Source organism: Methanosarcina sp. WH1, assembly GCF_000970005.1.
GTDB lineage: Archaea > Halobacteriota > Methanosarcinia > Methanosarcinales > Methanosarcinaceae > Methanosarcina.
This window is the reverse complement of the sequence record NZ_CP009504.1, coordinates 2326379-2338609: the sequence shown is the minus strand read 5'-3', so window position 1 is coordinate 2338609 and position 12231 is coordinate 2326379. Positions and strand designations below refer to the sequence as shown.

Annotated in this window: 8 protein-coding genes and 1 pseudogene; 5 read left to right on the top strand and 4 right to left on the bottom strand. The window is 44.0% G+C overall.

Annotation, left to right across the window (positions count from 1 at the left end; all coding sequences use genetic code 11):
* Positions 1-18 precede the first annotated feature (18 nt).
* The 5 genes from cofC to MSWH1_RS10195 all read left to right on the top strand — a co-directional run bounded on the left by cofC (position 19) and on the right by MSWH1_RS10195 (position 6338).
* Positions 19-645, top strand: a complete 627-nt coding sequence (gene cofC, locus MSWH1_RS10220; protein WP_048128238.1) for a 2-phospho-L-lactate guanylyltransferase — start codon at positions 19-21, stop codon at positions 643-645.
* Positions 646-1470: 825 nt separating this feature from the next.
* Positions 1471-1647, top strand: a complete 177-nt coding sequence (locus MSWH1_RS10210) for a 4Fe-4S binding protein (protein ID WP_048130397.1) — start codon at positions 1471-1473, stop codon at positions 1645-1647.
* Positions 1644-2873: a digeranylgeranylglycerophospholipid reductase gene (locus MSWH1_RS10205; protein ID WP_048128234.1), complete on the top strand. Its 1230-nt coding sequence runs from the start codon at positions 1644-1646 to the stop codon at positions 2871-2873. The genes MSWH1_RS10210 and MSWH1_RS10205 overlap by 4 nt, the downstream gene beginning before the upstream one ends.
* Positions 2874-3505: 632 nt before the next feature.
* Entirely contained in the window at positions 3506-4852 is a 1347-nt protein-coding gene (gene trkA / locus MSWH1_RS10200; protein ID WP_048128231.1) for a Trk system potassium transporter TrkA, read from the top strand.
* 55 nt (positions 4853-4907) lie between these two features.
* Positions 4908-6338, top strand: coding sequence for a TrkH family potassium uptake protein (locus MSWH1_RS10195; protein ID WP_048128229.1), 1431 nt, complete (start codon positions 4908-4910; stop codon positions 6336-6338).
* A 96-nt stretch (positions 6339-6434) separates the two neighbouring features.
* Here the strand turns inward: MSWH1_RS10195 and MSWH1_RS18270 are convergent.
* From MSWH1_RS18270 to dnaK, 4 genes and pseudogenes are all read right to left on the bottom strand, one after another.
* Positions 6435-7009: pseudogene (locus tag MSWH1_RS18270) on the bottom strand (type II CAAX prenyl endopeptidase Rce1 family protein); the annotation flags it as partial.
* A 181-nt stretch (positions 7010-7190) separates the two neighbouring features.
* Positions 7191-8537 carry a Trk system potassium transporter TrkA gene (gene trkA / locus MSWH1_RS10180; RefSeq protein ID WP_048128223.1) on the bottom strand — a complete coding sequence of 449 codons (1347 nt, stop codon included), beginning with the start codon at positions 8535-8537 and terminating at the stop codon, positions 7191-7193.
* A 513-nt stretch (positions 8538-9050) separates the two neighbouring features.
* Positions 9051-10205 (bottom strand): molecular chaperone DnaJ, encoded by a 1155-nt coding sequence (gene dnaJ, locus MSWH1_RS10175; protein ID WP_048128221.1) that lies wholly within the window; start codon positions 10203-10205, stop codon positions 9051-9053.
* A 112-nt stretch (positions 10206-10317) separates the two neighbouring features.
* A complete protein-coding gene (dnaK, locus tag MSWH1_RS10170; protein ID WP_048128219.1) occupies positions 10318-12171 on the bottom strand; it encodes a molecular chaperone DnaK in 1854 nt (617 codons plus the stop codon).
* Positions 12172-12231 lie beyond the last annotated feature (60 nt).

Here is a 12231-nt window from a genome sequence, read left to right as displayed (position 1 = left end):
TGAATTGCAGGAGCCCATATGAAAGCCGTCATCCCCTATAAGAAAGCCGGTGCAAAATCCAGATTATCCCCTGTCCTGAGCCTGGAAGAAAGGGAAGAGTTTGTAGAACTCATGTTAAACCGGGTAATAGATTCTCTCAAGGAAGCCGGAATTAAAAAAATCGACGTTCTCAGCCCTTCGGGCTACGGACTTGGGGGCATGACGAAAGCGAGAGTTCTGCTGGACGAAAAAGGCCTGAATGAAGCCCTGAACAGTTACCTTGAAAAGGCAGAGGAGCCTGTCCTGATTGTTATGGCTGACCTGCCGTTACTCTCCCCGGAACATATAAAAGGGATAACTTCAACTAAAAAGGATATATGTATCGTCCCCGGAAAAGGAGGAGGTACGAATGCCCTTTTTATAAGGAACCCCTCCAGATACAGGGTAATGTATTACGGGTCGAGTTTTCTGACCCACTGTTCGATTGCAACAGGTTCCGGGCAGAATTTTGAAATATATGACTCTTTCCTTGCAGGCACGGATATAGATGAACCCGAAGACTTGGTGGAACTTCTTATCCATGGAGAAGGAACTGCAAGAGACTACATTAACCGGAAATTCAGGCTGGAGGTCAGCCGGGGAAGGGTCGGGTTGGTTCCGCTTTGAATCCTGATAAGAGCACCTTGAGCTGACAGTTTCCCGGTCCTCGAAAGATTGATTAAAAATATTCATTAAGATAACATGGCAATAATTCTACCTTTTTTGAAGAATGAGCAGATATCGGGTTTCTTATTGATAAACCCGTCAGGATTCTTGCAGAAACCACTCCGGTGGTTCTTTTCCTCATCTACTTCAGGTACGAAATTGAGGGCGATGGTCTTTCCAAAATTATGAATATCTTTATTGACTTGCTGGTAGAAAATATTTCAAAAAATTTGTGGAGATATGTTATAAATAATTTTATATCAGGACAATCACATCAAATGATACTTTCTGGGAAGAGTTTACATCCAAAAAAGTGTACCATAGGCAATATAAGAAAAACACATAAAAAAGGTAACTGAAAGAGAATTCTATATTGAGAGCGTCGGCATGATAGCCAATAACTTTAAAGTAGATAAATACAATAATTGTGGAAACTGATTCGTAAAAATAAATTGTGTTATACGGATAAATCTTAATTCAGACATTACCTTCCTCAAAAAGAAACGCAAGTAATAAAAATAAACCTTAAGAGCCGAAAAAAGATTCATTAACAGAATCTAAATTTCGAAAGCATAATTATCAAAAAAGAGATATTCAGGGATTATATAAAAGTCATATATAATGTCATTAGTTTAAGGAACGTGGCATTATATTGTCGAGTCTATTCATTTATGACATAGAGTCTATTCATTTATGACATATTATTTGCAAGGACATATTATTTGCAAGAGATGATATCTTCTGGTTAAAAATCATGATTTGCCTTTAAAACTGACAGGTGAGCTGGTGAGCATCAACATAAACAGATACAAATGTGGATACTGTGGTGCCTGTGTGGGAGTCTGCCCTAAGGGAGCACTTGAACTTGTGGAGACCTGGATTGAAGTAGATGAAAGTATGTGCATACAATGCGGGATATGTGATCGCATCTGCCCTGTGGGAGCAATTGAGGTAATGAAATGAAAGATATGTATGATGTTCTGGTTATAGGAGCCGGGCCTGGGGGTTCCATTGCTGCAAAAACAGCAGCCGAAAAAGGGCTTGATGTGCTTTTAATCGAAAAGCGCCAGGAAATAGGGGACCCTGTACGCTGCGCCGAAGGTGTGAATAAAGAATACCTTAAAAAACATGTTGAAATTGACAACAGCTGGATTTGTGCTGACCTCAAAGGTTCCCGTATTTTCTCCCCTAACGGCACGAAGATAGAAATGGCACAGGAAATCTCCGGTGGAGAGGTTGGGTATGTCCTTGAAAGAAAAATATTTGACCGCGCTCTTGCTGAACATGCTGCAAAAGCTGGAGCAGAGGTAAGGGTAAAGACAAGGGCAACCGGTCTGATCATTGAAGATGACTTCGTGAAGGGAGCAAGGCTCATGCACCTGGGAAAAGAGTATGAGGTACGGGCGAAAATAATTATAGGTGCAGATGGGATCGAGTCCAAAGTAGGCAGATGGGCGGGGATCGACACAGCCCTGAAACCTGTAGATATCGAGACCTGCGCACAGTACCTGATAACAGGTGCAGACATAGACCAGGAATACTGCGAATTTTATATAGGAAATGAGCTAGCTCCTGGAGGCTACATCTGGATCTTCCCGAAGGGAGAAGGCAAAGCCAACGTAGGAGTCGGACTTCTCGGGAGCAAGACCGGTAAATTCAAACCCAGGCCTGTCGATTACCTCAATAGATTTGTGAAGAAAAACTTCCCCAACGCCGGTATCGTAGAAATGGTATTCGGGGGAGTTCCGGTTTCGGGAAGCATTGAAAAAACCTCTACAAACGGATTAATGCTTGTTGGAGATGCTGCACGCCAGTCCGACCCAATAACAGGCGGCGGGATCCTGAATGCAATGGATGCAGGAAAGCTTGCCGGAGAGGCTGCTTACGAAGCCATATCCGCAGGGGACGTCTCCTTTGAAAAGCTCGAAGAAGTCTATGAAAAACGGTGGAGAGAAACCACAGGGCATGACATAGACATGAGCCTCATAGTTAAGAACTGTTTTATCAACCTCCAGGATGAAGACCTGGATGCCCTTGCCGGTTCCCTCAAGGAAGTCAAGTTTGAGAGAATGAGACTTTTTGACCTTCTGCAGGCACTCTTCAAAGCCAATAAAAAACTGCTCTGGGACCTTCGCATATTTTTCAAGGACGCAGCAAAAGAAGTAATTAAAAACAAAAATAATGCCTGAAAAACAGGCATCTTTCTTTTTATAGGAAGAAGTGTAAAACCCCGAAATCTTTAGCTTCGCGGGATATAAGCGTCAACTTACATATATTTTTCAATTATTGATTCTAATAAACTATTTTTCGTATCAAGTTAATTTAATAGTAGTATCAAGTTAATTTAATAGTAGATACTGTCACCACAATCCAAAATGCGAAAATCAAGCTGAAGGAGTTGGATAACAGGGTATCGTATCCCTGAAGGGATCGGGAACATTAAGCCGGAGAATATCGGATGTTCTGAGCATCTCAAGTAATCTCACGATCATATATTCCATTTCACCTGTGGTATGCGGGGTAGAACTTGTATGACTTGTCCTCAGTAGAGGGAAGGAGGACTCAGAAAGCCGCTAAATCTTTAGTTTAGGGTAGTTCACATATCAGTTTTTATTTTCAATTATCCTGATAAACAATATGTGGGTTGGCAGGCTTGAAGTATACACTGTACTGGTACTCTTTACAAGTGTTTTCTGGCACTTCTAAACTGGAGATACTCATAGGCTCAAAAATCCGCCCATTTACGGTTTATTTTTTCCAAAGACTACTTAAGCAAGCAGGGTAATCTATTTGCAAACAGTCTTTTCTTCGAGGGAATCTTATGAAAGCAGTGGTAATCGGCGCAGGTGAAGTTGGATATCATATCGCAAAGTTTCTTTCCCTCACACATGACGTGGTTGTTATTGAGAACAATGAGGATGCTCTGAGACGAGCAGATGAGCTGGATGTTCAGGTAGTGGAAGGTAACGGCGCAAATGCCGATGTTCTTGCAAATCTTCTTCCTGATGCGGATATTCTCGTTGCTGTTACCGGAGTCGATGAAGTTAATATCGTTGCCTGTATGACCGCCAAGCTGATCATAAGATCCCATTCTGGTTGGAGGGAAACAAAGACTATTGCCAGAGTTAGCAATCCCGACTACATAGATGTACCTGTTACCTCCAGAGCTCAGGTGGGTGTGGACGTTATGATCTGCCCAGAACTTGCGCTTGCCTCAGAGGTTGCCGAGGTGCTTTCAAACCCTTCTGCAATAGATGCGGAAATGTTTGCAGGAGGTAAAGTTCAGATGATGGAATTTGCCATCCGTCCTGACAACAGGTATGTAGGAAAGCATATGCAGGACCTCAAGCTTGAAGACTGCTGCATTGTCAGTGCTATTTTCCGGGAAAACGAAATAATCATTCCCCGTGGAGACGACGTAATTAAAACAAACGATCGTATGGTGATCATTGGCAAGCCCAGAGCCATGGAAAACCTGGAAAGCGTTTTCGGGAACGAAGGACCTCATCGAAACAGAATTCTCCTTATTGGTTGCGGAATTGTGGGTTTTTACCTTGCCAAAATTATCGATAAGGATGAGAACACAGACCTCAAGATTATTGAATATAGGAAAAGCCGCTGCATAGAAGTGGCCGAGATGCTGGAAAATGCCCTTATTCTCAACGGGGACGGGACTGATGTCAGCCTCCTCAGAGAAGAAAATATTGAGGATATGGATGTTGTTATTGCAGTTACGGACAGCGACGAAAAGAACCTTCTTTGTGCCCTGCTCGCAAAGCAAATGGGTGCCAGAAAAGTGATTGCAAGAGCTGACCGTTCGGACTATGTGCCTCTTTTTGAAATGGTGGGAATCGATATTGCAGTAAGCCCGAGAGCAGCAACCGTAAACGAAGTCCTCAAACTTACTATGGGCAAAGGCATACAAACGCTCACGACTATCGAAGGTGAAAAAGCCGAAATCATAGAATATACGGCATCAGGGCAATCAAAAATTATAGGAAAACCGCTCAATAAGGTAAAGTTTCCAAAAGGTGCAATTATCACCATGGTGGTTCACAATGATGAGGTCATTGTCCCCAGAGGGGAGTTTATCATCCGAGATGAGGACAAAGTCATAGTCTTTGCTCTTTCTTCCGCAGTCCCGCATGTTGAGAAATTGTTCAGGTAAGCAATAAATATGAATACATTAAAAGTATCATAAGCTGTAAAAACAGAGGATCAGCATGAATTTTAAGATTGTTTTTTATGTGCTTGGCGGTTTACTCAGGCTTCTCGGGATACTCATGGTTGTTCCTCTCGGAGTCGCATACTATTACGGGGAAAGCCTTACACCTTTTCTTGTTTCTATAGTAATAACAGTCCTTACTGGCTTAATCCTGCTTTCCTACAAAACCGATGAAGACTGGATGCGTAAAGAAGGCTTTGCGATCGTCGCTCTGGGCTGGCTTGCTGCTGCTGTTTTCGGGGCAATTCCTTTTATGTTGAATGGAATTTCTCCTCTCAATTCCCTTTTTGAATCCATGTCGGCCTTTACCACCACAGGTTCGACAATTCTTACTGATATTGAAAGCCATCCTAAAGGCATTCTCTTCTGGCGGTGTATGATGCAGTGGCTGGGCGGTATGGGCATTATTGTGCTCTTCATTGCGATCCTGCCAAAACTCGGAGTTGCCGGTCGACAGCTTTTCCGGGCTGAAGCCCCGGGTCCAACTGAAGATAAGCTAAAACCAAGAATAAGGGAAACTGCAAAGATCCTGTGGATGGTCTACTTTGTAATATCATTCGTGCAGGTTGTCGCTCTCCTGCTTGCAGGTCTTTCACTATACGATGCAGTTACTCATACTTTTACCACAATGGCTTGTGGAGGTTTCTCGCCTTATGGGGCGAGCATTGAAACTTTTCACAGTCCTCTGGTCGAATTCATAATAACTTTCTTCATGTTCGTTGCAGGCGCAAATTTTGCCCTCCATTATAGGGCGATTTATGTTGACAAGGACTTCCTTCTAAAAGACGATGAATTCCGCTTCTATACAGCCCTCACCCTTGCAGCAACTGGACTTCTTACCCTCTTGCTCTACCGTGATCTTGGTACAGGTATTTTTGACTCTTTCAGGCTTTCGATCTTTCAGGTAGTTTCCATCATGACAACGACGGGGTTTGCCACAACGAACTTTGACCTCTGGTCCGACTCGGGAAAGATGGTTCTTCTTCTCGTTATGTTTATTGGTGGCTGTGCCGGTTCTACAGGCGGTGGCATAAAAGTTGTGCGCATCCTTATGCTTCTCAGGCACGGGAGAGTAGAACTTTTTAAGTCTCTTCATCCGAGAGCCATAAGAAGTGTAAAATTCAACAATAAAACCGTGTCTGATGAGGTCATAAACTCTATTTTCTCCTTTGTAGTGATCTATCTCCTTATTTTTATCTCAAGCGCCCTTATCCTCTCGGTCCTGGGTATGGATATCATAACTTCAATTACTGCCTCCATAGCCACTCTCGGGAATATAGGTCCGGGCCTGAATGTGGTAGGCCCGATGGGTACTTTTGACCCGATCCCTCCTCTTGGAAAATTAATCCTGATTGCGAATATGTGGATTGGCAGGCTTGAAGTCTACACCGTCATCGTGCTCTTTACACCGGAGTTCTGGAACAAGTAATTTTTTAGTAACATCTTTTCAACTTTAAACAAAACATGGGTGATGTCTGATTGACTGGTTGATCTATTTCAGAAACGTCCATGGGCTGAGAGAACAATAAAACGTCGACCTGCCTAAGGTAAGATACTGGTAGGATTCATTGACAAATGTCAGGGAAAGTGCCAGAGCGACCAGAGTATACCGAAAATAACCGATGCTATAAGGAGGTGTACCGGCTCTGCAGACTGTCAAAGGCATACCCTCTCCATCCAAGCTCCTCAAAACCTGCAGCAAGAAAAAGAAGAAGTAAAGCAGGGACAAATCCAGATGAAAAAGAGAAACTTTCGGCAAATTGAAACTGTGAAATCGATCCTCCAAATGGAAAAGAAAGATAAATGTCAGAACAGAGATCGGGATTATCAATAAAAATGCCGACAGCACTTTTGGCTGTATTAGTCTGGGATTGATAAGCCTGTTAACAAAATCTTTTTTTAAATCCGAATTTTTAGATGTAAATACCATACAGTTGAGATCAGAAAAGGTACCATCAGCTCGGGCAGCATAAGTAATATATGCAGTCCGCTTTCATTATCCTGAAAACTTACATACACTCCGGCAAATCAGAGAACATAGGTTACGATAAAAGTCACAACAAAATAGATGCCGGGTTTGTACCTGTAGTTAGGAATCATTTCGGGTTTGTACCTGTAGTTAGGAATCATTTGCTCCTCCAAACTTTAACTGCTGTAGCTCAAATAAATACAATCATTAATCACAACAAAAGCAAGTATGGACTGCAAAAAATCATCAGGTACTGATTTGTTATTAAAAACAGCTTTATTATTCATGGAAAAACTCCTCATTCCGCAAAACTCATCTGAAGAATTTTTCCACTTCAGAAACCGCAGAAGTCATCGAGAAAATAACTACACGGTCTCCGTTGTTGATGACGAAATTCCCCCTTGGAATTACAGTCTCTTTTCCGCGCACTACCATGTTAATAAGAGCTCCTTTGGGGAACTTTACTTTGTTTAATGGCTTGCCGACAATCTTGGACTTCTCGGAAGCCGTATATTCTATGATTTCGGCTTTTTCACCTTCGATAGTCGTGAGCGTTTGTATGCCTTTGCCCATAGTAAGTTTGAGGACTTCATTTACTGTTGCTTCTCTGGGGCTTACGGCCATGTCTATCCCGACCATCTCAAAAAGAGGCAGGTAATCCGAGCGGTCAGCCCTTGCAATTACCTTCTTTGCCCCGAGCTGCTTTGCAAGCAGGGCACAGAGAAGGTTCTTTTCGTCACTGTTCGTAACTGTAACAACAACATCCATATCCTCAATATTCTCTTCCCTGAGAAGACTGACGTCAGTCCCGTCCCCATTGAGCACAAGGGCGTTTTCCAGCATCTCGGCCACTTCTATGCAGCGGCTCTTCCTGCGCTCTATAATCCTCAGGTCCGCGTTATCTTCTCTGTCGATCAGTTTTGCCAGATAGATGCCTACAATTCCGCAACCAATAAGAAGAATTCTGGTTCTGTGGGGCGCCTGGCTTCCGAAAACGCTTTCCAGGTTTTCCATAGCTCCTGGCTTGCCCACAACTACCATATGGTCATTTGCCTTGATTAAATCGTCTCCATGAGGAATTATTATTTCTTTTTCGCGGAAAACAGCACTGACGATGCAGCAGCCAGCAAGCCGAAGGTCCTGCACATGCTTTCCCACAAGTCTGCTTTCCGGGTTTATTGCAAACTCAGTCATCTTTACTTTTCCTTCGGCAAACATTTCCGCATCTATTGCAGAAGGGCTTGAGAGCACCTCGGCAACCTCTGAGGCGAGCGCAAGTTCTGGGCAGATCATAAGGTCAACGCCAACCTGAGCTCTTGACGTAACTGGCGAATCTATGTAATCGGGATTACTAACCCTTGCTATGGTCTTTGTATCCTTCCAGCCGGGTTTGTTCTTTGTAATCAGCTTGGTGGTCATGCAGGCAACGATGTTGACCTCGTCAACGCCCGTAACGGCCACGAGAAGGTCAGTATTCTGCAAGACTTTTGAAAGAATGTCAGCGTTTGCGCCGTTTCCTTCAATCACGAGCACATCAAGTTCATCTGCTCTTCTTGCTGCTTCCTCGTCTTTCTCTATAATTACTACATCATTTTTAGGAGAGAGGGCTTTTGCAATATGATAACCTACTTCTCCTGCACCAATAATTACAGCCTTCATAGGACACCTTCAAAAAAACTGTTTTTAATGAATCTACTACTGCAGGAATTATTGAACCGCTGAAAGTAGTCAAAGTGAAAGTAATCAAATTAATCAAAGCTAAAATAAACATAAAATAGATACTAGTGTATCGATTCCAGATTACATCCATAAACCTAAACTTCAAAATCTATCTCGTGACCAACAAATCCCTCACCAAATAATGGATTTATTTGGGAATCGATGCACTAGGCATAATGTTGAAGTGTAACATGCTGCCCGATACATGATCATTTGTAGCAAAGTTAATCAGCGTGTTGACCATCTCTGGATATTAAACGTTTTGCAAACCAGAATTTCTCAAACCTATGTTTTTGTGAATTAGTTGTGAATTAGATAAGATTCCTAGCCATAGAATTAAACAGGTATATATAAATGTTTTCAAGCTTCCGGTATAGAAAATTAAAAAGGAAAAGAAAAATAGAAATTTAAAAAGGAAAAGAAAAATAGAAAATTGAGCCCGAAACTTAATATTCAACCCTCTAATACATCTTTTACCTTTTCAAAAATTCCCTTGCTTTTTTTGTGCTTCTCAGATTTACTCGTTTCCTCCCCATCGGACTTCTTTCCATTGCTCAGGTATTCGAACTGGCGGAGAAGTTCTTCCTGTTCATGAGTAAGCTTTGTGGGAGTCTTGATTATTACTCTTACGAGCTGATCCCCTTTGCCGTGCCCATGCAGGTGCTGTATGCCTTTGTCCTTGAGCCTGAAGACGGAATGGGTCTGAGTCCCAGCCGGGATGTTCATTTTGACCTTGCCGTAGAGGGTATCAACCATAATGTCTGCCCCAAGTGCAGCTTGGGTGAATGGTATTGACAGTTCGGAGATTACATCGTAATCGACCCGCTTGAAATACCTGTGTTCCATCACATGGATGATAATATAAAGGTCTCCGGGAGACGCTCCTGGTTCTCCTGCATCTCCTTCTCCGCTGAGCCTGAGGCTCATGCCTGAGTCTGCTCCTGCGGGTACGTTGACTGTTATTGTTCTCCTGTTCCGGATTCTGCCTGCCCCGCCACAGGTTGGGCATGGGGACTCAATTATTTGGCCTCTGCCGTGACAGGTACTGCAGGTGGTGGTGCTCACGAATTGCATCCCTAAAGTTGAACGGGTGGTACGGACCTGCCCTGTGCCGCCGCAGGCAGGACAACGTTTTGGGCTTGTACCCACTTTTGCTCCTGTGCCTGAGCAGGTAGAACACCTTTCTGTCCGTGGAATATCAATGTCTTTACGGACTCCAAAAGCAGCTTCTTCAAAGGTTATATAGAGGTCGTACTGGAGGTCTGAACCTCTCCTCGGCCCCATAGGACCACCTCTTCGGCCACCTCCGAAAAACATTTCAAAAATGTCTCCAAACCCACTGAAATCTGCTCCCCGGAAGATGTCCTCTGCACTATACTGCCCATCAATTCCGGCATGCCCGAAACGGTCGTATTGAGCCCGTTTTTCAGTGTCTGAAAGAATAGCGTAAGCCTCGGATATCTCCTTGAACTTTTCCTCAGCCCCTGCTTCTTTGTTCCTGTCAGGATGGTATTGCAGTGCAAGCTTTCGATACGTCTTCTTTATATCTTCGACTGAGGCGTCTTTAGATACTCCGAGAATTTCGTAATAATCACGTGTTGTAGCCATCAGGATTCCCTGTTATTTTAAAAAAGGATATAAATCCGGAACCTGTAGACAGGTTACCGGTCATGCCTGCAAATTATCAGGCGCTTGTTGTTAGATGTTAATTCTTCTTTAATTACTTACTCTTTTCGTCGTCAACTACCTCGTAATCTGCATCAACGACTGTTTCATCAGGGTCTTTGGCATCCGTACTTCCTTCTTCGCCTGCAGCCTGCTGTGCTGCCTCCTGAGCTTTCTGATACATGGCTGTCGATACCGGATATACGGCTTCCTGAAGAGCCTCTGACTTTGCCTTGACATCTTCAATGTCCTTGCCTTCCAGGGCTTTCTTCAGGTCTTCGATTGCAGCAGTGATCTTTGACTTCTGGTCTTCGGTTGCTACATCTTCGGCTTCCTTGAGAGTCTTTTCTGAGGCATTGATTAGGGCTTCTGCGTTATTTCTGGTCTCGACTTCTTCCTTGCGCTTCTTGTCCTCTTCGGCATGCAGTTCAGCATCCTTGACCATGCGCTCGATTTCTGCATCAGAAAGTCCGCCGGGTTTCTGGATGGAAATGGACTGTTTCTTGCCTGTGCCCAGGTCCTTTGCACTCACGTGCAGGATCCCGTTTGCATCAATATCAAAGGTAACCTCGATCTGCGGGATACCTCTCGGAGCAGGGGGTATACCATCAAGGGTGAATCTGCCAAGGGTCTTGTTTTCAGAAGCTATCCCTCGTTCTCCCTGCAGAACATGAATTTCGACTGAGGGCTGATTGTCAGCAGCAGTTGAGAAGATCTGACTCTTTTTAGTAGGAATGGTGGTGTTCCTCTGGATGAGTGGAGTTGCAATGCCTCCGAGGGTCTCGATACCCAGAGTAAGGGGATTGACGTCGAGTAGAAGGACATCTTTTACTTCTCCACCCAGGACTCCTGCCTGAATGGCTGCACCGATTGCAACTGCTTCATCAGGGTTGATGTTCTTGTAGGGTTTCTTGCCTGTGAAATTCTCCACAAGTTCAACCACGGCAGGCATCCTTGTTGCGCCTCCAACAAGGATCACTTTATCAAGGTCATTTGGGGTAATTTTTGAGTCACTGAGTGCGCGGCGCATGGATACAAGGGTCTTTTCCAGAAGGTCCTCAGTCATTTTCTGGAACTGGGCTCTGGTCAGGTCAACATCCATGTGTTTTGGTTCCCCATCAGAACCGACTGTGAGGAAGGGAAGGTTAATGTTGGTGCTGGCAACACCTGAAAGTTCGATCTTGGCTTTTTCAGCAGCATCTTTAAGGCGCTGGAGTACAGCCTTGTCTTTGGAAAGGTCGATTCCTTCGATTTTCCTAAATTCTGCGAGCAGGTACTCGATAATGCGCTGGTCGAAGTCGTCGCCTCCAAGGTGAGTGTCTCCACTTGTGGATTTTACCTCAAAGACTCCACCTCCGAGTTCCAGAACGGATACATCAAAGGTTCCGCCTCCAAGGTCGTAGACAAGGATCTTCTGGTCTACATCTCCTTTGTCAAGCCCGTAAGCCAGGGACGCAGCTGTGGGCTCGTTTATAATTCTCAGGACTTCAAGCCCTGCAATTGAACCTGCATCTTTTGTAGCCTGCCTCTGTGAATCGTTGAAATAAGCAGGAACTGTAATAACAGCCTGTGTTATTGTCTCTCCGAGATAAGCCTCTGCATCGTTTTTGAGCTTCTGGAGAATCATCGCAGAAATTTCCTGCGGGGTATATGCTTTTCCGTGAAGTGTAACTTTGTAGTTTGGTTCTCCCATGTGTCTTTTAATGGAATAAACGGTGTTTTCCGGGTTTGATATAGCCTGCCGTTTTGCGACCTGACCCACAAGTTTCTCCCCTTTCTTGGAAAATCCAACAACTGAAGGAGTTGTTCTGTTGCCTTCGGCATTTGGGATCACGACAGCTTCCCCGCCTTCCATCACTGCCACACATGAGTTAGTAGTACCAAGGTCTATTCCCAGTATTTTTGCCATATTATATCCTCATAGTAAATTGTCTATTAAATTATTTAGTTAGGCTACCTGGCCAGAGAG